The sequence below is a fragment of the Pseudomonas anatoliensis genome (assembly GCF_017976235.1).
GTDB lineage: Bacteria > Pseudomonadota > Gammaproteobacteria > Pseudomonadales > Pseudomonadaceae > Aquipseudomonas > Aquipseudomonas anatoliensis.
Genome location: NZ_JACVHC010000001.1, coordinates 864,609 through 888,567 on the forward strand (window position 1 = coordinate 864,609; position 23,959 = coordinate 888,567).

Here is a 23,959-nt window from a genome sequence, read left to right on the forward strand (position 1 = left end):
AAGCAGAAACAGGCAGGTTTCAAGTTGAAATGGGCACGACCCTGGCGATCATGATGAGTACTGTGGGGCCACCTATAAGCCACAGAGGAACATCAAATGAGCGTCATCGTCATTACCGGCGGCAGCCGTGGAATCGGTGCCAGTGCAGCCGAGCACATTGCTCGGCGCGGTATGGGTGTCATCCTGACCTACAACGCTGATTCCCAGGCCGCTGCCTCAGTCGTGGAACGCATCGAGCGCGTCGGTGGCAAAGCTGTCGCGCTCAAGCTCGACGTGTCTGATGTTGGCAGCTTCGAAGCGTTTCGCGAGTCAGTGGTACTGACCTTGTGGGACACCTGGAACGCCACCCTGCTGAATGGCCTGGTCAACAATGCCGGGTACGGCCTGTTCAATCCCTTGGCAACTGTCACCGAGGCGCAGTTCGATGGCCTGTTCAACGTACACCTCAAAGGGCCGTTTTTTCTCACTCAAACCCTACTGCCGCTGTTCGCGGAAAACGCCAGTATTGTCAACCTGACCAGTGCCACTACCCGCGTCGCCACCGCTGGCGTGGCACCCTATGCTGCCTTCAAGGGCGGGCTTGAGGTGCTCACCCGTTACATGGCCAAAGAATTCGGCGATCGGCGCATACGGGCCAACGCGGTATCACCCGGCGCCATCCGCACCGAGTTGGGCGGGGGGCTAAACGCTGAGTTCGAGGCGAAGCTGGCGGCGCAAACAGCGCTCGGCCGGGTCGGCGAGCCGGAAGACGTCGCGCGCGTCATTGCCATGTTGCTGTCAGAAGAGGGCGCCTGGATCAATGCCCAGACGCTCGAAGTGGCCGGTGGCTACAACATCTGAATACATGAGGATTTCGCCATGCTGGATCATATCTTTTTGTCCGTGAGCGATATCGCACGGTCCATCCGTTTCTACGAAGCCGCCCTGAGCCCGTTGGGTATCACCGCGCGGTTGAATTACGACGGCAAGGATGGCCCATCGGGTCATCCTGACCTGAAAGGCTTCGGTGCCAATGGCCGGATGTTTTTCTGGTTGCGTGAGGGCGTCGTGGAAGGGCGCGCGGTCCATGTTGGTTTTGTCGCAAGCAGCCACGCGGAGGTTGACGCCGCTTATACCGCGGCCCTGCATCAGGGGGCGGTCGACAACGGCCCGCCTGGGGCGCGCTTGCATTACGACCCCGATTACTACGCCGCCAATGTGCTGGACCCGGATGGGTACAGCCTCGAATTCGTCTACAAGAAATGGCAGCACGTCCAATGAGTACGCTACTGATCTACGGAGCTACAGGCTATACCGGTCGTATGGCTGCTGAGCGAGCAAAAGCGCTCGGTCTGGATTTCGAAATCGCCGGGCGTAATGCCAAGCGTCTCGAAACGCTCGCAGCGCAGTTGGATGTGCCTTATCGGGTGTTTGATACCCATGATGCCGAAGACTCTTTGTCTGGCATCTCAGTATTGCTGAACTTCGCCGGGCCGTTCGCGCAAACGGCCGAGCCGTTGATGCACGCCTGTATCAAGGTCGGCGTGCACTATCTGGACATCACTGCCGAGATCAATATTTACCGCATGGCTGAGGGGCTGGGTGCTGAAGCGGCTGCGAATCACGTCATGCTGTTGCCGGGTGTCGGCTGGGATGTCGTTCCTACCGATTCGCTGGCGGTGCATGTTGCCAAGCGTGCAGTAAAACCGGTTGCGCTGAGTGTCGCGCTTCAGGTTCCCGGTTCGATGTCTCGCGGGTCTGCGATGAGCGTCAGCGAAATCATCGGCGCAGGCGTGCTCGCCAGGGTTGATGGCGAACTGGTTGCGACACCGGATGCAGCGCCGCGGCTCTTTGATTTTGGCCAGGGACCGGTCCTCTGTGCGCCGTTGTCATTCGGCGACCTGGTGACGGGCTGGCATTCGACCGGCATCCGCAATATTGCGATGTTCGTGCATATCACGGGTGACGCGTTTCCCGAAGGTGATCTGTCGCAGTTGCCTGATGGTCCCACACCCGAGCAAAGGGCTGCTCATCGCGCGCGGGCAGTGGTTGAGGTCACCGGGACTGATGGCGAAATCGCGCGCTCGGTGATTGAAACCGTGAACGGCTATTCCTATACGCCGCTGGCGGCGGTAGAAGCTGCGCGGCGAGTAATGAACGGTGAGCAGCAGCCGGGTTTTACCACGCCGGCCAACGTGTTTGGAGGTGGGTTTGCCCAGAGTATTGCCGGCACGGTGATCACCGACTTCTGAGGTGAGTGGTGGCTGTTCAAGATGTCAAGCCGACGAACGCCCTGAGTCGAAGCTTGTTGGAAGATGCGCAGTACTGAGTGGCTCAGAAGTCTGCGGTGGCTCGTGTTCTGCCAATACCAGGGAAATTGCTTTGCCGGCAACTTGGGCTACTTCCATCAAGCGTTTTCGAGACAGGCCACTGCATGCGGCGGCGGATAGGCCTCGCAGGGTAATCAGCACGTAGTCGGCCAGCGTTTGCGCGGCTTGCGGGCAAACCTGGTCAAGATAACCACGGATCGTCTGAATCGCGGCATCACCCAATTTCTCTGCCATGTTTCGGGCAATCGGGTCGTCCGCCCGCATGCCCTCGGTGATCAAACATCCACGCAAGGTTTTATCTCGTCCGTATTGCGTCGCAGCGCTAATCAATAGTGCAGTCAGCGCTTGAGCAGGAGGTCGACCCGGCGCCAGAAGCCTGTCTAAAGGAAGCGCGCTTTCACCGGCGTAGCGACGCATCGCCCGCTCGAATAGCTCCGCCTTGCTGCCGTAGGCGGCATAGAAGCTCGGTGGTTTGATGTTCATGGCATTGGTCAGATCGGCCAGGCTCACCGCGTCGAAACCGTGTTGATGAAACAGCGCCTGAGCGATGGCTATCCCTTGCTCGCGGTCGAAGGCGGGACGGCGCTGTCGGTTGTTTTCGTTCATGGTCATCTCGCTGAGTCGATACGGCGACTGTAGCGACCGCTACAACGTATATCAATCGCCGCGTGCAGGTCTTTTTATGTAGTGGTCGCTAAAAAACTTGTGGGTGGGCGCAAATCTATATAGTGTTTGCTACATAAATTCCTGGAGGTGTTTCTCATGCTGTTCAACAATAAAGTCGTTTTGGTAACCGGTGGCTCTTCGGGCCTTGGCTTCGCGATTGCAGAAGCGTTCGCCAACCAAGGTGCCACTTTGATCATAACCGGGCGTCGCCAGGCCCAACTCGACGATGCCGTGAGCCGCCTCGGTGCGCACGCGTCTACCGTATGCGCAGACATTTCGGACCCCGCCGACCTTGACGCGCTATTCGGTCACATACAGGCGGTCCATGGCCGTATTGACGTGCTGATTGCCAACGCTGGGACAGGTGCAGTCGAGCCCTTGGGAGCAATCACCGTCGCAGGCTTCGATAAGCTGTTTACAACCAACGTCAAGGGCACGACTTTCACGGTGCAGGGTGCGCTGCCTTTAATGGGCAAGGGGAGCAGTATCGTCATCATTGGCTCGACCGCATCCATCAATCCTGGCCCCGGCCTCGGTGTCTACGGGGCTACCAAGGCAGCGCTACGGGCGCTGGTGCGCAGCTGGATTCTGGATATCAAGGGCTCTGGCGTTCGCATCAACCTGCTCAGTCCCGGCCCGGTGAACACCCAGTCTCTGCGCGATGTACTGGGCGAGAACGCACAGCAGATCATCGATGTTCTCAGCGAGAAGAGCACACTTGGTCGGATCGGTCAGGCCCACGAGATCGGCCAGGCCGCGCTGTTCCTCGCAAGTGATGCGTCAAGCTACGTCAATGGCGCTGAACTGTTCGCCGACGGTGGTGCATCCCAGGTCTAGGCGGGTACGGAACAGTCCTTCTCTGTGGTTAAAAGCTGTATGCGATGCCGATGAATCGGCAATTAAGGAGTTACCTGATGAGCGACTTTACTGGTTCGGCAATAGATCATATGGGCATCGCTGTTTCGGACACTTCGTATTCTCAAGCCTTCTACGAATCGGTGCTCAGGCCGTTAGGGATCACCCTGTTGATGAGTACCGAGGCGGATCCGCCAGGGCTGAAGCCTCGACGGCTGGGGTTTGGTTCTGGAGGAAAGCCTTTCTTTTGGTTGCATGACGCGTCCGTCGCCAGTCACGGGGTGCATATAGCACTGATCGCCCCAAGTCGTGAGTCGGTTGATGCTTTCCACGCAGCCGGCATTGCTGCCGGCGGACGGGACAATGGGCCGCCGGGCATCAGGCCGCACTACCACGCCGATTACTACGCCGCTTATGTGCTGACACCTGATGGCGTGAATCTGGAAGCCGTTTGCCAAGTGGCCTCTTGATCGAGGCTCACATCAGGTCCATTCCAGATGCCGGGGTCAGCCTCAATTTTTAGAAGCGGCATCGGCTACCAGCGGCAGCACCTCCGTCGCTGCGCGAAAGCGTCAATTACTGCGTTTGCGGATCGAACTGTTTGTCTCGGATAAATAGCGCCGAAACACGCCGCGGATAAAGTTAGCCGCGCTCATCCCGTTCAGTGTCGTAGCTGTTGGCGGAGACGCGAGACTTAATAACTTCAGCGATAGCGGACATGGTGATCTCTGTGCGGGATAAGGATGGGCAGGGCAGGATAGTCACTGTTGGATCTGCGCCTTGTTTCAACTCAGCGGCTGAAACCGTCGAATGGGGTCATGTAAACGGCGCCGAACGGGTCCAGGCGCTTGCGAATTTCAGCGTCGGGGGTGCCATACACCACGAGGCTGGAAACGGTGCACAGTTCCAGAAAACGTTGGCCGAAAGGGGCGAGCGTGGTGTCGACGTGACTGACCACTGCATCGACGTTATAACGCTCCAAAATGTGCACGGCGCTGTTGTCTTCATTAACGCTGTATTCGTAAACCAGCGTACCGGGCTTGGCGCGGGTGGCGGCAACGATGGTGGCGATCAGCGCCTTGAATTCAGCGAACTCTGCGGGTTTCACCGTAAGGGAAAACAGGCAGGAAATAGGGGGAAGCATGATGGTTATCTCCGGCAGATGTACGACAGATACCTGCACGGCCGCAGCGCTGGATTAGCCGGTGCATGTGATGCAGGTCAGGGGCGTCAGGGCTTTTCGGGGGCTTGGGCGAATAGCTTGCCGGCACCGGCCCAATCCGTTGCGGCTACGTCTTCGAAAATCACGTAGATGTAATTGGCATCGGTACCGGTGTGTTTAACGATGCTTTCGGTGATGTCGGCTGCAACAGCGGATTTCTGCGCATGTTCCTTACCTTCGAACCAGCTCACACGTACGACGGGCATGATGTATTCCTTCTAGGACATTTATATGGGGAGGTGCGCGAAGTGCACCATTGCCTTGCTGAAATCCATCGTTTGTTGAGTGCGGTGGCGATAAACGGCCTGCAGCTATAATCTGGATAGACTTAAATTCTACAATGGCGGGCGCAGCATGGTACCTATCGACTCCTTTCAGGGCGTCATCACCTTTGTTGTGGCCGCGCGCTCGTCCAGCTTTACCCAGGCAGCAGATCGCTTGGGACTGTCAAAATCTGCCGTAGGCAAGGCCATTGCGCGTTTGGAAGAGCGTTTGGGCACGCAGTTGTTTCATCGCACGACGAGACGGATATCTCTCACCGCCGATGGTGAGGCCTACTACGTCGCATGCTCCACGGCCTTGGAGGAAATCGGCACCGCTGAAAGCGGGCTGGGGCCAAGTGGTGGTGAACCTTCTGGCCGTTTGCGGGTTGATATCCCGGTGGCCTTCGGACGGCGGGTCGTCGCCCCGCTGTTGTTTGAGATCGCCAATAAATACCCGGCGCTGCAATTGAGCCTGACGTTTTCCGACCATCTGGTCGACCCGTTCGAAGAGGGTATCGATTTGTTAGTACGGTTCGGCGAACTGCAGGACACCAGCGGCCTGGTAGCGCGACGATTGACCCGCCAACGCTGGGCCGTCTGCGCTTCCCCTGACTACCTTGCGCGCTTCGGCACCCCGCAAACCCTGGAAGAGCTGACCCAGCATCGTTGCATCGTCGGTCATCGGCGCGGCCAGCCGCTGGCATGGCGAGTGATGCAGGCGGGTCAGACCGTCCGTTACGCCCCTCCTTCAACGCATCAGATCGGCGATGGCGAAGTCATGATTCTTGCCGCCGTGGCTGGCGCCGGCCTGTGCCAGATGCCACGCAGCCTGTTCCAGAATGACATCGAGGCCGGCAGGCTGGTCGAGGTGCTGCAAGCCTATGAGCCTGAAGCGGTTGATGTGCATGCGGTCTGGCCGAAGGTGTCGCACCTGCGTCCCAAGGTCCGCTATGTGGTCGATGAGTTGGTCAAGTTGTGCGCGCATTGGCAGTAAAGACCGTACACGCAATCAACGGATGGTGTTTTCTGCACAAACACATTCCACGTAGAAATGACTTTCTACCAGATCCACCACCCAGTCGTTGAACTGCAATTCGATCTCCACTTTCGGTTAGACCTTAAGGTAGGCGGCGAGCGACGGGATCAGGCGGTCCGAAGCCAGGGTCGCCGAGGCGCTGACGCGCAAGCGGCCGCGCGATTGCTGCGACGGCGGCACGGGAACAGCAGCGTATGATTTTTCGAGAAAAGACGCTATTGGACCTGAGCTCAGGGCATCCTTTTCAAACCATCCAAAGCATGCCCTCAGATGTGCCCCCAATGTAGCAATCCACTGGAAGTGAATGGAGCTCCATGGTTTGTGGAAAGGCAAAAATGATCAGATCAACAGCCTGCCCGACGACGCCTAGAGACTCTCAGGGTCGCCAAAAAACATCTGAATCCGCGACCTCAACCAACGCTCGCCCGGATCATTATCCTGCGACCCACGCCACGCCATGTGCAGTTCAAACGTGCGCGTCGGCAACGGCGGATCTTCTGCGCGGACGCCACCAGCAGACGTCAATGCTTCGGCGGCATAGTCCGGCACGGTTGCGACAATGTCAGTTCCGGCCAGCAGCGTGCTCAAACCATTGAACTGCGGCACGGCCAGTACCACATGGCGTTTGCGGCCGAGTTTCTCCAGCTCTTCATCAATGAAACCGCTGAGGTCGCCGGCAAACGACACCAGGGCGTGGGGGCGGGCGCAGTAATCGTCGAGGCTCAGCGGCCCCGGCACGGTGTCGGCGCGCAGTAACTTGGGCGCGCTACGGCGCAGTACCTTGCGCTTGGCATTGGCCGGCAAGTCGGTGGTGTAGCTGACGCCGATGGAGATTTCGCCGGAAGCCAGCAAGCCCGGCATCAAGATGTAGTTGACCCGGCGCACCACCAGCACAATTCCCGGTGATTCGGCGCGCAGGCGTTTTAGCAGCATCGGCAGCAAGGCGAATTCGACGTCATCCGACAACCCGATCCGAAATACCGAAGTGCTGGTGGCCGGATCGAATTCTGCCGCACGGCTGACGGCGGTCGAAATCGAGTCGAGGGCAGGCGAGAGCAGGGCGAAGATTTCCACCGCGCGGGCGGACGGTTCCATGCTCCGGCCGGTGCGTACGAACAAGGGATCATCGAACAGGCTGCGCAGGCGCGAGAGCGCCGCACTGATCGCCGGCTGGCCGAGGAACAATTTCTCGGCGGCGCGGGTCACACTGCGCTCATGCATCAACGTTTCGAATACGATCAACAGGTTCAGGTCGACACGACGCAGGTCATTACGATTCATCTGGAGTCCTGGCAGAGTCATCAAGCTTGACGAGGGCAGCCATATGAGAACAATGGCCGGCATGAATCTTACGGGGAAAGACTGGTACTCTGCACCGGAAAATTCAGCTTTACTCAGACGGTGGCAGCAGTTTTTCAAGGATTTTGCCAATACCGCCCATACTGCGGAATCAATGACAGGCATGTCGACTATTAATAGCCACTGATAGTCTTGGGTTAAAAGCCCAGATAGAGTTCATGGCATTAGAGGTTACTTTGACGAGGTTTGCGATGTCCCGCACGATCCGTTTTCACAAGTTTGGTCCGGCCGAGGTGCTCAAATGCGAAGAGCATGCGGCCGCTCAGCCAGGTCCTGGCGAAGTGCAGGTGCGTGTCGAGGCAATCGGCATCAGTTGGTACGACACGCTCTGGCGCCAGAATCTGGCGTCGTCCCAGGCACGCCTGCCATCAGGCCTTGGTCATGAAATGGCCGGCGTGGTCACGGCGATTGGCGCTGATGTCGAAGACCTGTCCGTCGGTGACAAGGTCGCCAGTTTCCCGGCCGAAAGTCCGAACGACTATCCAGTCTACGGCGAGTCGATCGTACTGCCGCGTACTGCGCTGACCCGTTATCCGGATGTGCTCAGCCCGATCGAAGCCAGTGTGCATTACACACCGCTGTTGATCGCCTATTTCGCCTACGCCGATCTGGCACGGGTCAAACCGGGGCAGTTTGCCCTGGTCACTGACGCCAGCCATTGCGCCGGCCCTTCGTTTGTACAACTGGGCAAGGCCATGGGCGTGCGGGTCATTGCCGCCACCAAAGAGGCGGGAGAGCGCGAGTACCTGCTGTCTCTGGGCGCGGAAAAGGTGATTGTCACCGAAGAGGAAGATCTGTTGATGCGAATCAACAAGATCACCGACAACCGTGGCGTCGATGTGGTGTTCGACGGCCTTGGCGGTCCGCAGATGTCGCTGCTTGGCGATGTGCTGGCGCCCCGTGGCAGCCTTGTGCTGTACGGCCTGCAGGGTGGGAACCAGACGCCGTTCCCGGCATGCGCAGCGTTCCAGAAGAACATCCAGTTCTTTGTGCATTGCATCGGCAACTTCACCGGCAAACCGGAGCTGGGTATCACCCAGGATCACGTGGCCCTGCAACGTGCCCTGCGTGACATCAACCAGTTGACCGCTGACCGCGTGTTGCTTCCGCTCAAGACCCGGGTGTTCCCGTTCAGCGAGTTCGTCGAAGCGCATCGCTACATGGACGAATGCCCATGCCGCGAACGGGTTGCCCTTCAAATCGAGTCGGCGTAACCCTCGTCATCAGAGTCCGTGGCCCCACGGACTCTTTCGTGTTTATCCCCGTCTGAAAAGCAAAGCTCTCTGGCGCCATGTCCGGGACCTGTTCAGCAACTGAACTGGTTTTTGCTCTGGATCTGTATCTTCTAATCGCAATGTAAGCCCTGATAATTGAGTGATTACTTTCATCTCAAGGAATGAGCCATGGCTGTGCATTCAATTTACCGTCCTCAACATATAGACCTCAGTTTTGTTAAACACGGCAATCTTTGTTTAATTGCTGTAGGGCTATTCCGAAACTCCTTCTCTTTTTCTTGTAATCACTTGTCGTGGGACGTTGTGGGAAGTTTCCTAGGATTATTTGTCAATAAAAAATACCCTTGCATAACAATCACTTGAGAGCGCCCTGTGGCGAAAATAGAGTTTTTCTCAGGTCAAGTGTTTCAAATAACTACGAATTTGTAAGTGTTAGCATCTGAGCGTCTATTACTTATTGATTAATTGTCGTGCGGTCGGTCTTCTGTCTGCGCGCCATGAAACCTTTTATACCGGGTAAATACCGATGAGCACGATCCATGATCAGGCAATGAATTATGTCTACCAGCAAGTATTGCAACGTTTGCTGAGTTTTTTCTCTCGAGCGGAGCGCACGGCATTGCAGTTGCTGATTCAGCGATTGGCCGTGGCTGCTGGCGGCATGGAGAACATCGGTCAATTCAAGGTGCTGGTCAACCAGACCGGGTCGCGCGACAGCTGTTACACATTGGCGCTGCTGCGGGCAGCGCAGTTGAGTATCGCCGGGCGCGCGCCCGGTACGTTTCAGCTACGGGTGGCGACTTTACGCTGGAGCGGCAACAGTGACACGGCACTGCAGAACATGCACCGAAGCTACGGGGCGCTGTTCCTCTATGACGATCCTCGGGTCGAGCTGTTGATGCTGGATCATCGCCAGGTCCTGCCATTCGACCATCAGGCACCGATTTGCGAAGAGGGGCGCGAGACCCATCGTCTTAACCTGCTTTTGCTGGGGCATCGAAGAAACTACGGCGAAGCGCTTGAGTTGTGGGACGACGCTTATCTGGCTACTGCCGAGTACTACGGTCAGATCTCCCGCTGGAACAATGGCGTCGATGCCATGATCGGCAGTGAGTCGTTACACCGCCAGAAGCACTTTCTCGACGGCTTGAGTCGTGCTGTTCAAAAAGCCTCCATTGCCGGTCCGCTGGTGAGCTCTGCTGGCTTTGAAGCGCTATTCCCGCTGCTCGACGGGCTGGGCGGGGATTACTACCGCGAGTTCTACACCGAAGAGGAGCAGGTAACCTGGCGCCCCGAAGGTGAGTTCGAAGCGTGTCGGCGCACCGGTTTCATCAACATCAATGACATGATCGTCGGCAAGCTCGAGGAGCGCTGGCCGTTGCTCAGTGACTTTCTCGGGTTCCAGGCGGATGACCTGAGCCTTTATCAAATTGACGATGAATATGCAGATCCTCTGGTCGCTGCGCATCTTCGAGGAATGCAGGCGCGGTTCATCGAGGGGAGAACCTACGAGGCCGGAATCAGCGAATACCTGCACAGCAGTCTGGAGACGATGCGGCGCAGACAGGTACCCGAGCCGGTTTGCGAACAGATGCTCGCCAACTTCGGCAATCTGCAGGATCCGCGACAGTTGCGGGTGCAGGCGGAAGGCTGGCTCTCGGCCGGTTTCGACATGAACGATACCCAGCTGATGTGCCTGCTGTTTGCACCGTTTGTTGATAGCGGGGCAGGACTGGAACGGTTTCTGCGCAATTGTCATCCCGGCATGTTGGTGGCATTGCCGGATCTGCACCGGGCAATGCAGGGTCTGCATGCACCTGAGCAAGTGCTGAAGTGGATGACGGACGTCAGCGGGTTGCCGGTCAAATTGATTGTGCGTCTCTACTCCATGGGGCCCGTTCGGTTGCTTGCGTCCGGCGACAGTGCCAGTGCGCAGGAGGCGGGTGCCGAGCCAGCAAACGATCGATCGGCGGAAGGCTGACCGTGAGCCCATCGCATAACCCTGAATCACAGCCAATGGATGCCGGCTCGTGAAAACGTCGCGGGAAAACGACTTTGTTTATCAGGCTGTTTATCGCTACCTGACGTTACTGATCGAGGAAGCAGGGAGCGGCGCGGCAGGGCGCTTGCCATCCTTGCGGCAACTGGCTGATCGACTCAATGTGTCGATCTCGACCGTCCAGTACGCTTATTCGTTGCTGGAAAAGGAGGGCCGGGTTTATTCAATCGCCAAATCCGGTTATTACGCGCAAGCACTGCCCGCGCTGGACTTGCCCGAGTGTGGCAGGGATCTGCTCGAAACCGTCTACGTCAATGCCAAGCGACCGGGCATGTGTGTACTGAGCGCTGATGAGCCGGCTTCGCTGCAACCGCTGGACCGTCCTTTATTGATGCTTGAGCGGGAGTTGCTACGCCAGTATCCGCGACAGCCGCAAATACTGGTGCAGCCTTGCGGTGAGCTGGAGTTGCGCACCGTTCTGGCTGCGCGTTACACCTCATCGACGGTGAATTGCTGGCATGCCGATGACGTCTATATCGGCGCCGATTTGCGCGGGGTACTGGAAATTCTGATTTCGGTACTCGAGTTGCGTGGGGCCACCGTGGTGGTTGAGTCGCCGTGTGACTGGGTGATCCTGCGTCTGCTGGAGTCAGCCGAAGTGCGCGTGATCGAATTGCCGCTGCTCGCCGACGGGGTGATTGATCCGCAGCGCCTGGAGTCTTTGCTCAAGAACGAACCGGTACGACTGATCCTGTTATCCTCAGCGTTGAGCATGCCCCACGGCAGCCTGCTATCTGCGCCCAATCGGCAGGCCATCGCCCATTTGCTCGGCTGTCATGGCACCTGGGTTCTGGAAAACGACTGCTACAGCGAACTCGATGAAGGGATCGAATCCCGACGCCTGCGCGACTGGCTGGACCCGGATCGCCTGCTGGTGTTTTCCACGTTCGAGAAGTTCATCGGTGCAGAGGCGCCTTTCGGTTTTATCCTGTCGCGCCATTGGCGCAGTGAGTTGCAACGCCATTTCCTGTTACGCGCGTTCAGCTTGTCGCTGATCCGCCAGAAAGCGATTGCGAGACTGCTGGGCGGCGGCCGGCTGGACCAGCATATGTCGGTACTGCGGCGGATGCTCAAGGAGCGACGGACGCAGTTGATCCAGTTATTGCGCGAGCGCCTGGGCGACTCGCTGCAGATTGTCGAGCCGCAGGGCGGGGCGACGGTCTGGGTAAGCTCGTTGCGTCCGGTGGACATGGGGAATGTCTTTCAGCGCCTGCTCAAGCAACAGATCATCATCGCGCCAGGGGAGTTGTTCAGCCTGCAGGGTTTGCACGCGCACCATCTGCGCTTGAGCTCGTTGAGTCACGGGGACCACGATCTGGCCAATGTCGTCGGGCTGCTGGGCGACGCATTGCGTCTGGCACCCGAGGGTTAACGTTAAAAAACATCGGAAGTGTTCCGGATAGATCCCATCGCACTGCGGTCAAACTGCCAGTAAACTGCGCTCTATTCCTGAATCACTCTATTTCAGAGGTTTTGCATGACACTCAGTCCTTTTGCGGGCAAACCGGCACCGGCAGAATTGTTGGTCGATATCCCGCGACTGGTAACGGCTTATTACACCGGCCAGCCTGACGCTTCCATTTCCACGCAGCGTGTGGCGTTTGGCACGTCGGGGCATCGGGGCAGTTCTTTCGACCTGAGTTTCAACGAATGGCACGTGCTGGCGATCAGTCAGGCGATCTGCCTGTATCGCGAGGCCCAAGGGATCACCGGGCCGCTGTTTGTCGGCATCGACACCCACGCGTTGTCGACCCCCGCGGGTGCCAGCGCTCTGGAAGTGCTGGCGGCGAACGGTGTGACCGTGATGATCGCCGAAGGTGACGAGTACACGCCGACGCCGGCCATTTCCCATGCCATTCTTTGCTACAACCGCGGCCGTACTTCGGGCCTGGCCGATGGCATCGTCATCACGCCGTCGCACAATCCGCCACAAAGCGGTGGCTATAAATACAATCCAACAAATGGCGGGCCGGCCGACACCCATATCACCAAGTGGATCGAAGCCAAGGCCAACGAACTGCTGGCGAATAAACTGGCTGGCGTGAAACGCATCAGCTACGAGCAGGCGCTCAAGGCAAGCACCACCCATCGTCATGACTACGTGAATACTTACGTGGCTGATCTGATCAACGTGATCGACTTCGATGCCATTCGTGATGCGAAACTGCATCTGGGTGTCGATCCGCTGGGTGGAGCAGGGGTGCGCTACTGGTCGGCGATTGCCGAGCACTATCGTCTGGATCTGGACGTGGTGAACAAGCAAGTCGATCCAACCTTCCGTTTCATGACCGTCGATTGGGATGGCCAGATTCGCATGGACCCATCATCGAGCCATGCGATGCAAGGCTTGATCGGTTTGAAGGAGCGTTTCGACGTGGCGTTTGCCTGCGATCCGGATCACGATCGCCACGGCATCGTGACTCCGTCCGGTGGCTTGCTCGCGCCGAACAACTATCTGGCGGTGTCCATCGATTATCTGTTCCAGAACCGTCCGCAGTGGCGTGCCGATGCTGGTGTGGGTAAAACCGTGGTCAGCAGCGGTCTGATCGATCGCGTGGCCAAGCGCCTGGGGCGTCGTCTCTACGAAGTGCCGGTCGGTTTCAAATGGTTTGCGGACGGCTTGTTCGACGGTTCCCTGGGTTTTGGTGGCGAGGAAAGCGCCGGTGCATCGTTCCTGCGCAAGGACGGCGGTGTATGGAGCACCGACAAGGACGGTCTGATCCCGGCACTGCTCGCGGCAGAAATGACCGCTCGCACCGGACGCGATCCAAGCCAGGCCTATAAGGCGCTGACGGATGAACTGGGCGAGCCGTTCTCGGTGCGCGTAGACGCCAAGGCCAATCCGGAGCAGAAAGCGCTGCTGAGCAAGCTGTCGCCGGAGCAAGTCACTTCGACCGAATTGGCGGGCGAGAAGATTCAAAGCATTCTCAGCCACGCACCGGGCAACGATCAGGCGATTGGCGGTTTGAAGGTGATGACCGAGAACGGCTGGTTTGCGGCGCGTCCGTCAGGCACCGAAGACATCTACAAGATCTACGCCGAAAGCTTCATCAGCGACGAACACCTCAAGCAATTGGTGGTTGAAGCGCAAGCTCTGGTGGATGGCGCCATTTCCAGCAAATAAGCTGAAATCAGGGCTGCCGAGCCAAAAAAAGGGGCGATCATAGTGGTTGCCCCTTTTTTTGCCTGCAATCAGGCGATCAAGCCAGATCCACCAACACAATCTCACTGTCTTCAATCGCAGTAACGTTCAGCACCTGCTCGTGCGCAACCGCCACGCCGTCTCGAGCTTGTGCGCGCAAGCCGTTGACTTCAATCACACCCGTAGCCGGTACCAGATAGGCGCGGCGTCCTTCGTCGAGACGATATTCCGCCGTTTCCCCAGCCTTGATGTTCGCTGCCACCAAGCGTGCATCGGCGCGGATACGCAGGCTCTGATCATCGCCATCCTTACCGCTGGCAAGTGTCACAAACCCTTCACGCTGACCTTTGGGAAAGGGTTTTGCACCCCAGGACGGCGGGGCACCGGTTTCGGTGGGCAGGATCCAGATCTGGAAGATTTTGGAGTCCTGGGCTTCGAGGTTGTATTCACTGTGCGCGATACCAGTGCCGGCACTCATGACTTGCACGTCGCCAGCCTCGGTGCGGCCCTTGTTGCCGAGGTTGTCCTGATGAGTAATCGCACCTTCGCGCACGTAGGTGATGATTTCCATGTCGCGGTGCGGGTGCTGCGGAAAACCGCTGCCCGCGGCGATTACGTCATCGTTCCACACCCGTAGATTGCCCCAGCTCATGCGCTGTGGGTCGTAGTACTCGGCGAACGAAAAATGGTGATGGGCATCCAACCAGCCATGATGGGCGCCGCCCAGTGTGTTGAAAGGTCTGAGTTCAAGCATGATCGTCTCCTCAAAAGGTTAATGACGGGGCGCGGTGACTGCGCCCGGCCCAATACCGGTGGTTTATGACGGCGATCATCTATCAGCCAAGTATCGATAAAAAGCGTAAAAAGTGCGGCATCAGCATCGAATAAGTCGATCAAAAAAAAATCGAAAATTTCTCACTCCACCTTCAGTTCATCGCCTAAACCAATGAAGCGTAAGCATTTCGCTAGAACTCAGCGTTAAATAAAGACACCATAGCCCTCAACAGCCTTACCCACTGGAGCCCGTCAGCGTGGCGCAACAAACCCCCGATCTTCCTCCCGAACTTCGTCCATTGGCCGAGATGCCGTGGTTCAAACGTATGGCCGCACGTTTCTTCGGCCACGGTTTGACGCGTTTGCGCGCGCAACACCGTGCTTCGTGGCTACATGGTCAGGCGGACGGCTTCCGTAGCGGTCATACCGCGGGTGTCGAGTACGGGTATAAAGAGGGCAAGCTCGAGGGGTTTGAAGAAGGCCGGCAAGTGTTGCTGATCCGCGACAGCCGCAACACCGAACATCGTCCGCCAAGCGTGGATAACCACCTGTTCGACGACTGGCGTCTGCCGCTCACTGCGGAGCTGAAGAAGCGCATCAAGGCTGATGTCGCGCGTTTACTCCCCGCACACGCTCAGCCAAGCACTGCGCAGTGGAAGATGATTTTCAGCGATACGCCATCGACTTCCGTGGTGGCCGGCGCCGGAGCGGGCAAGTCGACCACGCTGGTGCTGCGCATTCTATTGCTGACTCACTATCTGGGCTTTGAGCTCGATTCGATGACCGTGGTGACCTTCACCCGCGAGTCGCGCAAGGACTTCATCAACAAACTGATCGAGCTGTTTGCGCTTTGGGGACGAGCGCTGAGCCTGAAACAGGCGCGGGAACTGGTGCGAACCTTCCACTCGCGAATCCTGCCAATGGTGCGCAGCCTCGCGGGTTTCGAACGTTTGCAGGCTTTCGAGAACCTCAGCCATCGAGCGCCCGGCGCTGACGAGGAGGTCGACAGCAATCCGTTCGATCTGCGTATCAACGACGCGCAGCGCCAACAGCTCAATGCCTGCTATCACCGCTTGTTCACTCAGGACGAACGTTTCCGCCAACTGATTCAGCCGATGTCCAAGGCCGGGTTGCAGCTCAAGGAGCTGGAGCGTGATCACCCTGATGTGCAGAAGCGCATGGCTGTCACCGAGCTGGCGGCCAAACGCGATGAAGAACTGTGCGATGCCATCGAAGATCTGTGGTTCGGCGCCGGTGCCTGGCCTATCAAAGGCATTGAGCCAAACCGCCAGACCTTCGAAATCAACGGCGCTAAATTCCACTGCCATGGCTACATTCCAAGCCTCGACGCGTGGGTCGTGCTCGGTTTCGATCCCCGGGAAAACGCGCAGCTGAGCCGACCCAATGCGAAGCTTTCGATACGTGCAGAATGGGCAGTCAAGCGCACCCTGTTTCAAGCTTTCTGTCGTAAGCCATTGATATGGATAGATAGTTACGAGTCGTCAAAGCGGGTTTTGGCGACATTGGCGGGCGATGCCAGTGCTGGCCCGGGCTTCGACTACAAGGTTAAAGGCGAACTCGCTTCAGCGCCGTTGCTCGACTGTTTTGTCGCCGCGGCCGGTTTTATCGAGAACCTGGGGCTGGACGTGCCGGACGCTGTTGGCCGCATGAGTTTCGCCAAAGATGACCCCGACCGGTTTTTCTTTGAGGCGTTGAGCCTGTTTTGGCGCGCCCTGGAAGATCATCTGCTCGACCAGAAACCCCCGATCATGACCTACAACCGCATGTTCGCGCTGTTCAGCGAGCACTCGCCGGAAAACCTCAAACTGCTCAGCGATGAACTGCTGCGACCGATGTCGCACCTGATGATCGATGAGTTTCAGGACGTTTCGCCACAGATCGTTTCGTGGATACGCGCGAGCCTCTCGGAGATTCGCAGCCGTGGGCCGGCCATGCATGTCGGGCGAGGCGCGCAGCGCTCGTCGCTGCTATGTGTGGGGGATGACTGGCAATCGATTTATGGCTGGCGCGGCAGTTCACCGAGCTATTTCATGGAGTTCAACAAGGAATTCCCGTCGCCGAGCACCACGCGTGTGATGCTCAGCGACAACTATCGCAGTCATCAGCACATCATCGATGCGGCGGAACACATCGTACGTGCCGCGCCGGCGATCCCCGGCAAGAAGGCCAAGGCGAGCGGTGAGCCCAAGCCATTGCAGCCGGTCAACGTGCTGGAGCGCGACGATCAGGCACTGGGCGAGCGCCTTGCAGAGCACTATCGACAAGGACATTCAATCTTGATGCTTTATCGAAAAAGCAGCGATAAGTTATTGATTGAGCAGCATATTCAGTCTGTAGTTAATGTTGATTCTAGCTTGCCGTACGAAGCTCGCCGCTTGAGACAACTGACCTATCACAGCGCCAAGGGTCTGCAGGCAGACGCGGTGTTTCTGCTGGGTGACTGTCAGCACCTGACCAGTTCCCCCTACAAAAATCAGGTGTATCGCATGGCCGGATTGGGCAAAACCGGTGACAGTGAGCCGTACGACAGCGCGCAAAAGGACGAAATTTTACGCCTGGCGTACGTAGGGATTACCCGCGCGGTCAGCCACTGTTACTGGTATGTCGATCCGCAGGAAGCGCAAGCGGTGAACATGCCCAAAGCGTCCGACCGCGTGGCGAAAGGCAAACCGTTCTTCGCTGATCATCGAGCGGAAAAGCAAACCGCGTGACTCACAAAAAAGCCCGCATCAATGCGGGCTTTTTGTTGTAAATCAAACAGTTATGCGTAATTCCTGAGAGACTCTGGAGGTATGAAAGCGTCCAGCTCATCCTCCACAGCCTCGATAATTCGCTCGACGTCTGCCGCATTCATTACTGTTGCGCACGGGATGCCAGCGATGGCGATCATGGTTTCACCACTGGCTCGATCAAACAATCGGGCAATCATGCTGCCCGGTGCATCCATCGTTGCCTCGAAACCCATGGGATGAAAATGCCAGCGCATCAGCTGGCAGGCGTTGGGGAACGTGACTTTGCTTGACCCTTTATTCATGTGTTGCCCGCCTTCTTCATCGAGCGCTTCCTTTAGCTCATGTTAGGTGGGAAGAGCCTTCATTGGCTCAACCGGTGACTGACATTAAAAGTAGCATCTCAATGTGAAATTCCTGTGAGAATTTTCAGTTCATTTTGCGATTGATTCGTATTTTTTGATGTAGGTCACGGCCTACGCATTCATCGCCAAAATGCCACCACGGATTAGTCATTGATGCCCGTGCCGAACTTGGGCAAGCTCGGTTCTTTTTCGCCGAGCTCCTTATGCACGCCGACGACGACGGCCCCGCACAGACCCAGGCCACGACCGCCACGGTCATGCGCTATCACTTGAGCTGGAAACACCGCGATCTGGACAGCGTCATGGCGCTGTATCACCCGGACATTCAATACAGCGATTTTTTCCAGAACCGCGTGCTCGGCCTCGACGAGTTGCGCGAGTACGTGCGTGTGAGCATGCCGCGTGAATCCGACGAAGCGCTTGAGCATTGCGACCGCATTCGCGTCGACGGCAACACGGCGTTCATTCAGTACGAAGTGACCCTGCGCGGCGGTGAAGGACTGGTGTCGTTCCGCTCCAGCGAGGCGATCACGGTAAAAGACGGGCTGATCTGGCGCGTCAATGAATACGCCTCACTGGTGCGTGCGCAGGCCGGCAATACGACAGCGCCGAGCCAGCGCCCGGCCGTCAGTCGCCTGGGCCTGTCGCCGCGTCAATTGAGTTTTATGGCCGACGATCTGCAGCAATACTTTGAACGTCAGCAACCGTATCTCGATCCGGAACTTGATCTGCAACGGGTCGCGAAAGAGTGCGGGTACAGCCGCAATCAGATTTCCTACCTGCTTAATCAGGTGCTTGGGCAAAGTTTCTACCGCTACGTCAACCACGCGCGACTGCAACATCTGCTCAAGTCACTGGACGATGCCGTGCCGCCAGTGCGCATCGATGAGTTGGCGTTCGCCGCTGGTTTCAATTCGCTCTCGGCTTTCTATAGCTGTTTTCGGCAACATACCGGCCAGTCACCCAAGGCCTACGTTAAACAAATTTCTTTGCGGACACGCGCGCAAGACATTCCCTGAGCTTGCGCAATAGGATCAACGCCATCGAAGGTTTTCAGTGGCGGAGTCTTGCATGCCAGCGTGGCGCACTATCAGTTTGTGGATGGATCAACTCGACGAGCCGCTGATCGCGCGGCCCGAGCTTGAGCGGGATCTGGACGTCGACGTGGCAATCATCGGCGCCGGTTACACCGGGCTGTGGACGGCGTACTACCTGAAAAAGCACGCGCCGGGCCTGAATGTCGCGATTATCGAGGCACAAACCGCCGGGTTTGGCGCATCCGGGCGCAACGGCGGCTGGCTGATGGGTAATCTGCTTGGCGAGGATCGTTTGCTCGCCGGCCTGTCCCCCGAGCAGCGCCGCGCGTCGTTTGATCTGCTGCACAGCATTCCTGATGAAGTGGAAGTCGTCCTCGAACGTGAGGGTATCGACTGCGATTACCGCAAGGGCGGCGTGCTGTACTGCGCGGCGCGATATCCGGAACAGGAAGCCACGCTGCGCGAATATCTGGCCAAACTCCACGCCCAGGGCCTGACCGACGACGATTACCGCTGGCTCAGCCCCGAGCAGTTGGCGCAGCAGATTCGTGTCGCCAAACCTTACGGTGGCATCTATGCCCCGCATGTGGCGACTATTCACCCGGCCAAACTGGTGCGCAGCCTGGCGCGCACCGTACAAGGCATGGGCGTGAAGATTTACGAAAACAGCCCCGTTACGCACTGGCAGTCGGGCAGCTTGCGCACTGCCAAAGCCCATGTGCGCAGTCGCTGGATCGTGCCGGCGGTGGAAGGTTATTCGGTGACATTGCCACCTCTGGGGCGCTACCAATTGCCGGTGCAAAGCCTGATCGTCGCCACTGAGCCGCTGTCCGCCGCTACCTGGGACGAGATCGGCCTCAGCCGCGGCCAGGCGTTCAGCGAATTCAGTCGCCAGGTCACCTATGGCCAGCGCAGTGCCGACAACCGTCTGATTTTCGGCGCCCGTGGTGGTTATCAATTCGCTGGCAAGCTGCGCCACAACTTTGATCTGACCCGCGATGAAGTGGAGCTGCGTCGCTATCTGTTCGGTGAGCTGTTCCCGCAACTGAAAAATGTGCAGATCACCCACGCGTGGGGCGGCAACCTCGGCATGTCCCGACACTTCAAGCCGCACATGCTTTGCGATCGGGCCAACGGTATTGCACTGGCCGGCGGCTATGGCGGGGAGGGCGTCGGTGCCAGCAACCTCGGCGGTCGTACCCTGGCCGATCTGATCCTTGAGCGCGACAGCGAACTGGTTCACCAGCCGTGGGTGCTGCCGGACGGCGGGATTCATGCGCTGCGTGCCTGGGAGCCGGAACCGTGCCGCTGGCTTGGCTACAACGCGATCATCAAAAGCTTTGTCCACGAAGATCAGACTCTGGCCAACCCGGCGACTGCGCCATGGCGGCGCAAACTCGCCAGCCAGGTGGCCGGGTTCATGGAAGGTTTCATGCACTGACAGTTGTTTATTCACAAGACAGGTAACGCCATGAGCATCACCCAGTTCAAAAACACCGCCACGCTACAACTGGACGAATCCAATCCGGTCGCCGTACCGCTTGGCGAGCCGATCGCCATTGCCTCGACTACCAGCGTCGAGCGCGACGATGGCGTCGAAACCGGCGTCTGGGAATGCACCCCCGGCCGTTGGCGGCGGCAGATTACCGCGCAGGAGTTCTGCCATTTCATTTCCGGGCGTTGCACGTTCACCCCGGACGACGGTGGCGAAACCCTGCGCATACAAGGTGGCGACGCATTGATGTTGCCGGCCAACACGCTCGGCATCTGGGATATCCAGGAAACCGTGCGCAAAACCTACGTGCTGATTTTCTGATTGCTTGATCTTTTGATTGCCTGCCAAACAACAATAGCCTCTACAGGAATCGACCCATGATCCAGAAAACCCTCACTCTGGCGCCGCTGTTGCTGGTCGCCTCCATCAGTCACGCCGCCGACACGGTCAAGGTCTACAACTGGTCCAGCTACATCGCGCCTGAAACCACCAAAAATTTTCAGAAAGAAACCGGCATTGGCGTCACGTATGACGTCTACGACAGCAACGAAACACTCGATGGCAAGTTGATGACCGGCAACTCCGGTTACGACGTGGTCTTTCCGTCCAACCACTTTATGGCCCGGCAGATTCAGGGCGGCGCGTTGAAGAAGCTCGACAAGAGCCAGTTGCCGAACTGGAAAAACCTCAACCCGGTGTTGCTCAAGGCCCTGCAAACCAACGACCCGGGCAACGAGCACGGTTTCCCGTATCTGTGGGGAAGCACCGGCATCGGTTACAACGTGGCCAAGATCAAAGCGGTGTTGGGCGACGACGCGCCGGTCGATTCCTGGGACCTGATCTTCAAGCCCGAGTACATGGAAAAACTGCAGAAGTGCGGCGTCGCCATCCTCGACAACGGCCCGGAATTGCTCCCGGCGGCGCTCAATTACCTGGGCCTGCCGCACCACAGCAAGAACCCCGAGGACTACAAGAAAGCCGAAGCGTTGCTGATGAAAGTGCGGCCATTCGTCAGCTATTTCCATTCCTCGAAGTACACCAGCGATCTGGCCAACGGTGATATTTGCGTGGCGGTGGGTTTCTCCGGCGACATCCTGCAAGCCGAGAGCCGCGCCAAAGAGGCGAAGAACGGCATCGAGATCGGCTATGCGGTTCCCAAGGAAGGTTCGCCGATCTGGTTCGACATGGTCGCGATGCCGAACGACGCACCGGACGAGAAGGCCGGTTACGCCTTCATGAACTACCTGTTGCGCCCGGATGTGATGGCCGACATCAGCAACTCGGTGCACTACGCCAACGGTAATGAGCAGGCCGACAGCCTGATCGACCCGGCAATCAAGAACGACACCAAGGTTTATCCGACTCCGGAGATGTTGGGCAGATTGTTCGCGCTGGAGGCAATGCCGATGAACATCGACCGGATTCGTACTCGGGTCTGGAACAAGATTCGTACCGGTAGCTGACCCACGATTTCCCCTGTAGGAGCTGCCGTAGGCTGCGATCTTTTGATCTGTTTTTGTATAAGCAAGATCAAAAGATCGCAGCCTTCGGCAGCTCCTACAGTGGGTGATGAATATGGTTGATATCAATGCGCTGGCACTTGCACTAATAAGTAGCAGAAAGTGAGACGCCTTCGACAAAAAACAACTTAGCCATATTTAATAATTAAATAGAAAATCGTCAGACAATTAGGCGCAATCGAGACGTCTGAAACATTCTTTCGACCGCACATGCTTTGTTTACGGGAGATTCCCGGAACAGCCCGATTTAAATTCAAAAAAATGCTTTACGGCAGATTTCAAATTGTGTCAGGTTTCTTACGCCTTCATTGGGCGAGTGATAGGACGATCTCGCCAGAGATTGTCGCTATCGGACAAAAACTGTTCCATTGCTTAACAAGGAAGTGTGTTTATGTCGAAAGTTAAAAAGAACGCTATTGATACCGCCGAACAGGCTTTCCAACCTGTAGGGGCTGCGCAGTCGCTGGCAGCATCCAGCTCCGCCTGGAACCAGATCAATAGCTTCAGCCATCAATACGATCGCGGCGGTAACCTCACGGTCAATGGCAAACCCTCCTTTTCCGTCGACCAGGCCGCAACCCAGTTGCTGCGCGACGGCGCTGCCTACCAGGACAAGGACGGCAGCGGCAAGATCGAACTCACCTACACGTTCCTGACTTCTGCTTCATCGAGCACGATGAACAAGCACGGGATCAGCGGGTTCAGTCAGTTCAGTACACAACAACAAAACCAGGCCAAGCTCGCCATGCAATCCTGGGCCGATGTCGCCAACGTCACCTTCACCGAAAAAGCTACGGGCGGTGACGGTCACATGACCTTCGGCAACTACAGCGGTGGTCAGGACGGCGCTGCAGCGTTTGCCTATCTGCCGGGCACCGGCAATGGTTATGACGGCACTTCGTGGTATCTGATCAACAGTGGCTACACGCAAAACAAGAACCCGGATCTGAACAACTACGGTCGTCAGACCCTGACTCACGAGATCGGTCATAGCCTCGGTCTGGCCCACCCTGGCGACTACAACGCCGGTAATGGCAACCCGACCTATAACGATGCTTCCTACGGGCAAGACACCCGCGGCTACAGCATCATGAGTTACTGGAGCGAGAGCAACACTAACCAGAACTTCAGCAAGAACGGTGTGGAAGCCTATGCCTCCGGCCCGCTGATGGATGATATTGCAGCGATCCAGAAACTCTACGGCGCCAACACCACCACCCGTACCGGTGACACCACCTACGGGTTCAACTCCAACACCGGTCGCGACTTCCTCAGCGCTTCGTCGTCGAGTGACAAAGTGGTGTTCTCGGTCTGGGATGCGGGCGGCAAGGATACTCTGGACTTCTCGGGGTTTACCCAAAACCAGAAGATCAACCTCAATGACGCCTCGTTCTCCGACGTTGGCGGAATGGTGGGTAACGTGTCCATTGCCAAGGGCGCGATCATCGAGAACGCCATCGGTGGTTCGGGCAGCGATCTGCTGATCGGCAACAGCGTGGCCAACGAGCTCAAGGGCGGTGCCGGCAACGACATCCTCTACGGGGCTGGCGGTGCCGACAAGCTGTGGGGTGGCGCGGGTTCGGACACGTTCGTGTTCGCGGCCAGCTCCGATTCGAAGCCGGGTGCGATCGATCAGATCCTCGATTTTGTCAGCGGTCTGGACAAAATCGACCTGACCGGCATCACCAAGGGCGCCGGCCTGCACTTCGTCAGCGCCTTCACCGGTGCGGCGGGCGATGCAGTGTTGACCTCGTCGGGCGGCAACAGCCTGCTCTCGGTGGACTTCTCCGGATTCGGCGCGGCCGACTTCCAGGTCAGCACCGTTGGCCAGGCAGCAACCAGCGACATCGTGGCTTGATGTGAAACAAGAGG

22 protein-coding genes are annotated in these 23,959 nt (G+C 57.7%); 16 read left to right on the plus strand and 6 right to left on the minus strand.

The annotated features are described in order from the left end of the window. Positions 1 to 96: 96 nt before the first annotated feature. From ICA16_RS03840 to ICA16_RS03850, 3 genes are read left to right on the plus strand one after another with little or no spacing between them, the layout of a single operon-like run. Complete coding sequence (locus ICA16_RS03840) at positions 97 to 840, plus strand: SDR family NAD(P)-dependent oxidoreductase (protein WP_210699961.1); 744 nt, start codon at positions 97 to 99, stop codon at positions 838 to 840. 18 nt (positions 841 to 858) lie between these two features. Further along, on the plus strand, positions 859 to 1,260 hold the full coding sequence (locus ICA16_RS03845) for a VOC family protein (RefSeq protein ID WP_210699962.1): 402 nt from the start codon (positions 859 to 861) through the stop codon (positions 1,258 to 1,260). After that, on the plus strand, positions 1,257 to 2,231 hold the full coding sequence (locus ICA16_RS03850; RefSeq protein WP_210699963.1) for a saccharopine dehydrogenase family protein: 975 nt from the start codon (positions 1,257 to 1,259) through the stop codon (positions 2,229 to 2,231). Before ICA16_RS03845 ends, ICA16_RS03850 begins: the two co-directional genes overlap by 4 nt. Positions 2,232 to 2,255: 24 nt before the next feature. Here the strand turns inward: ICA16_RS03850 and ICA16_RS03855 are convergent, their stop codons facing one another. Continuing rightward, positions 2,256 to 2,915: a TetR/AcrR family transcriptional regulator gene (locus ICA16_RS03855; protein ID WP_210699964.1), complete on the minus strand. Its 660-nt coding sequence runs from the start codon at positions 2,913 to 2,915 to the stop codon at positions 2,256 to 2,258. 156 nt (positions 2,916 to 3,071) lie between these two features. Between ICA16_RS03855 and ICA16_RS03860 the strand changes: the two genes are divergently transcribed. Next, positions 3,072 to 3,812 (plus strand): SDR family NAD(P)-dependent oxidoreductase, encoded by a 741-nt coding sequence (locus tag ICA16_RS03860; RefSeq protein WP_210699965.1) that lies wholly within the window; start codon positions 3,072 to 3,074, stop codon positions 3,810 to 3,812. A gap of 77 nt (positions 3,813 to 3,889) precedes the next feature. Then, a complete protein-coding gene (locus ICA16_RS03865; RefSeq protein WP_210699966.1) occupies positions 3,890 to 4,300 on the plus strand; it encodes a VOC family protein in 411 nt (136 codons plus the stop codon). Positions 4,301 to 4,620: 320 nt separating this feature from the next. On the opposite strand, the gene ICA16_RS03870 is transcribed toward ICA16_RS03865, so the two are convergent. Both ICA16_RS03870 and ICA16_RS03875 read right to left on the minus strand, forming a co-directional pair. After that, a complete protein-coding gene (locus tag ICA16_RS03870; RefSeq protein WP_210699967.1) occupies positions 4,621 to 4,974 on the minus strand; it encodes a putative quinol monooxygenase in 354 nt (117 codons plus the stop codon). Between the two features lie 86 nt (positions 4,975 to 5,060). Further along, positions 5,061 to 5,258, minus strand: a complete 198-nt coding sequence (locus ICA16_RS03875) for a tautomerase family protein (protein ID WP_210699968.1) — start codon at positions 5,256 to 5,258, stop codon at positions 5,061 to 5,063. A 148-nt stretch (positions 5,259 to 5,406) separates the two neighbouring features. Between ICA16_RS03875 and ICA16_RS03880 the strand changes: the two genes are divergently transcribed. Further along, complete coding sequence (locus ICA16_RS03880) at positions 5,407 to 6,309, plus strand: LysR family transcriptional regulator (RefSeq protein WP_210699969.1); 903 nt, start codon at positions 5,407 to 5,409, stop codon at positions 6,307 to 6,309. Between the two features lie 408 nt (positions 6,310 to 6,717). Here the strand turns inward: ICA16_RS03880 and ICA16_RS03885 are convergent, their stop codons facing one another. Beyond that, the gene (locus ICA16_RS03885; protein WP_228734124.1) at positions 6,718 to 7,632 is read right to left on the minus strand and encodes a LysR family transcriptional regulator; all 915 of its coding nucleotides are present in this window, start codon (positions 7,630 to 7,632) and stop codon (positions 6,718 to 6,720) included. Positions 7,633 to 7,901: 269 nt separating this feature from the next. On the opposite strand from ICA16_RS03885, the gene ICA16_RS03890 reads away from it, so the two are divergent. From ICA16_RS03890 to pgm, 4 genes are all read left to right on the plus strand, one after another. Continuing rightward, the gene (locus tag ICA16_RS03890) at positions 7,902 to 8,924 is read left to right on the plus strand and encodes a zinc-dependent alcohol dehydrogenase family protein (protein ID WP_150603861.1); all 1,023 of its coding nucleotides are present in this window, start codon (positions 7,902 to 7,904) and stop codon (positions 8,922 to 8,924) included. Between the two features lie 547 nt (positions 8,925 to 9,471). After that, positions 9,472 to 10,926 carry a hypothetical protein gene (locus ICA16_RS03895; protein WP_210699970.1) on the plus strand — a complete coding sequence of 485 codons (1,455 nt, stop codon included), beginning with the start codon at positions 9,472 to 9,474 and terminating at the stop codon, positions 10,924 to 10,926. Positions 10,927 to 10,975: 49 nt separating this feature from the next. Then, positions 10,976 to 12,376, plus strand: coding sequence for an aminotransferase-like domain-containing protein (locus ICA16_RS03900; RefSeq protein ID WP_210699971.1), 1,401 nt, complete (start codon positions 10,976 to 10,978; stop codon positions 12,374 to 12,376). A 105-nt stretch (positions 12,377 to 12,481) separates the two neighbouring features. Next, entirely contained in the window at positions 12,482 to 14,128 is a 1,647-nt protein-coding gene (gene pgm, locus ICA16_RS03905; protein WP_150615550.1) for a phosphoglucomutase (alpha-D-glucose-1,6-bisphosphate-dependent), read from the plus strand. Between the two features lie 76 nt (positions 14,129 to 14,204). Here pgm and ICA16_RS03910 read toward each other — a convergent pair whose 3' ends face one another. Next, positions 14,205 to 14,900, minus strand: coding sequence for a pirin family protein (locus ICA16_RS03910; RefSeq protein ID WP_210699972.1), 696 nt, complete (start codon positions 14,898 to 14,900; stop codon positions 14,205 to 14,207). A 277-nt stretch (positions 14,901 to 15,177) separates the two neighbouring features. On the opposite strand from ICA16_RS03910, the gene ICA16_RS03915 reads away from it, so the two are divergent. Beyond that, positions 15,178 to 17,652, plus strand: coding sequence for a UvrD-helicase domain-containing protein (locus ICA16_RS03915; RefSeq protein WP_210699973.1), 2,475 nt, complete (start codon positions 15,178 to 15,180; stop codon positions 17,650 to 17,652). Between the two features lie 50 nt (positions 17,653 to 17,702). Here the strand turns inward: ICA16_RS03915 and ICA16_RS03920 are convergent, their stop codons facing one another. Beyond that, entirely contained in the window at positions 17,703 to 17,975 is a 273-nt protein-coding gene (locus tag ICA16_RS03920) for a DUF1652 domain-containing protein (RefSeq protein ID WP_150603867.1), read from the minus strand. 263 nt (positions 17,976 to 18,238) lie between these two features. Here ICA16_RS03920 and ICA16_RS03925 point away from each other — a divergent pair, with 263 nt between their 5' ends. The 5 genes from ICA16_RS03925 to ICA16_RS03945 all read left to right on the plus strand — a co-directional run bounded on the left by ICA16_RS03925 (position 18,239) and on the right by ICA16_RS03945 (position 23,945). Then, complete coding sequence (locus ICA16_RS03925) at positions 18,239 to 19,054, plus strand: helix-turn-helix transcriptional regulator (RefSeq protein ID WP_210699974.1); 816 nt, start codon at positions 18,239 to 18,241, stop codon at positions 19,052 to 19,054. Between the two features lie 52 nt (positions 19,055 to 19,106). Continuing rightward, positions 19,107 to 20,513, plus strand: a complete 1,407-nt coding sequence (locus ICA16_RS03930; RefSeq protein ID WP_210699975.1) for an NAD(P)/FAD-dependent oxidoreductase — start codon at positions 19,107 to 19,109, stop codon at positions 20,511 to 20,513. 30 nt (positions 20,514 to 20,543) lie between these two features. After that, complete coding sequence (locus ICA16_RS03935) at positions 20,544 to 20,888, plus strand: cupin domain-containing protein (RefSeq protein ID WP_210699976.1); 345 nt, start codon at positions 20,544 to 20,546, stop codon at positions 20,886 to 20,888. A 56-nt stretch (positions 20,889 to 20,944) separates the two neighbouring features. Then, positions 20,945 to 22,030, plus strand: a complete 1,086-nt coding sequence (locus ICA16_RS03940; protein WP_210699977.1) for a polyamine ABC transporter substrate-binding protein — start codon at positions 20,945 to 20,947, stop codon at positions 22,028 to 22,030. A gap of 448 nt (positions 22,031 to 22,478) precedes the next feature. Further along, the gene (locus ICA16_RS03945) at positions 22,479 to 23,945 is read left to right on the plus strand and encodes a serralysin family metalloprotease (protein ID WP_150603872.1); all 1,467 of its coding nucleotides are present in this window, start codon (positions 22,479 to 22,481) and stop codon (positions 23,943 to 23,945) included. The last annotated feature ends 14 nt before the right edge of the window (positions 23,946 to 23,959 follow it).

Coding starts and splice junctions, on each gene's coding strand:
- ICA16_RS03860 (WP_210699965.1), top strand. CDS start 3,072: ATGCTGTTCAACAATAAAGTCGTTTTGGTAACCGGTGGCTCTTCGGGC.
- ICA16_RS03930 (WP_210699975.1), top strand. CDS start 19,107: ATGCCAGCGTGGCGCACTATCAGTTTGTGGATGGATCAACTCGACGAG.
- ICA16_RS03870 (WP_210699967.1), bottom strand. CDS start 4,974: ATGCTTCCCCCTATTTCCTGCCTGTTTTCCCTTACGGTGAAACCCGCA.
- ICA16_RS03920 (WP_150603867.1), bottom strand. CDS start 17,975: ATGAATAAAGGGTCAAGCAAAGTCACGTTCCCCAACGCCTGCCAGCTG.
- ICA16_RS03875 (WP_210699968.1), bottom strand. CDS start 5,258: ATGCCCGTCGTACGTGTGAGCTGGTTCGAAGGTAAGGAACATGCGCAG.
- ICA16_RS03850 (WP_210699963.1), top strand. CDS start 1,257: ATGAGTACGCTACTGATCTACGGAGCTACAGGCTATACCGGTCGTATG.
- ICA16_RS03855 (WP_210699964.1), bottom strand. CDS start 2,915: ATGAACGAAAACAACCGACAGCGCCGTCCCGCCTTCGACCGCGAGCAA.
- ICA16_RS03895 (WP_210699970.1), top strand. CDS start 9,472: ATGAGCACGATCCATGATCAGGCAATGAATTATGTCTACCAGCAAGTA.
- ICA16_RS03865 (WP_210699966.1), top strand. CDS start 3,890: ATGAGCGACTTTACTGGTTCGGCAATAGATCATATGGGCATCGCTGTT.
- ICA16_RS03890 (WP_150603861.1), top strand. CDS start 7,902: ATGTCCCGCACGATCCGTTTTCACAAGTTTGGTCCGGCCGAGGTGCTC.
- ICA16_RS03945 (WP_150603872.1), top strand. CDS start 22,479: ATGTCGAAAGTTAAAAAGAACGCTATTGATACCGCCGAACAGGCTTTC.
- ICA16_RS03935 (WP_210699976.1), top strand. CDS start 20,544: ATGAGCATCACCCAGTTCAAAAACACCGCCACGCTACAACTGGACGAA.
- ICA16_RS03940 (WP_210699977.1), top strand. CDS start 20,945: ATGATCCAGAAAACCCTCACTCTGGCGCCGCTGTTGCTGGTCGCCTCC.
- ICA16_RS03885 (WP_228734124.1), bottom strand. CDS start 7,632: ATGAATCGTAATGACCTGCGTCGTGTCGACCTGAACCTGTTGATCGTA.
- ICA16_RS03925 (WP_210699974.1), top strand. CDS start 18,239: ATGCACGCCGACGACGACGGCCCCGCACAGACCCAGGCCACGACCGCC.
- ICA16_RS03910 (WP_210699972.1), bottom strand. CDS start 14,900: ATGCTTGAACTCAGACCTTTCAACACACTGGGCGGCGCCCATCATGGC.
- pgm (WP_150615550.1), top strand. CDS start 12,482: ATGACACTCAGTCCTTTTGCGGGCAAACCGGCACCGGCAGAATTGTTG.
- ICA16_RS03845 (WP_210699962.1), top strand. CDS start 859: ATGCTGGATCATATCTTTTTGTCCGTGAGCGATATCGCACGGTCCATC.
- ICA16_RS03840 (WP_210699961.1), top strand. CDS start 97: ATGAGCGTCATCGTCATTACCGGCGGCAGCCGTGGAATCGGTGCCAGT.
- ICA16_RS03880 (WP_210699969.1), top strand. CDS start 5,407: ATGGTACCTATCGACTCCTTTCAGGGCGTCATCACCTTTGTTGTGGCC.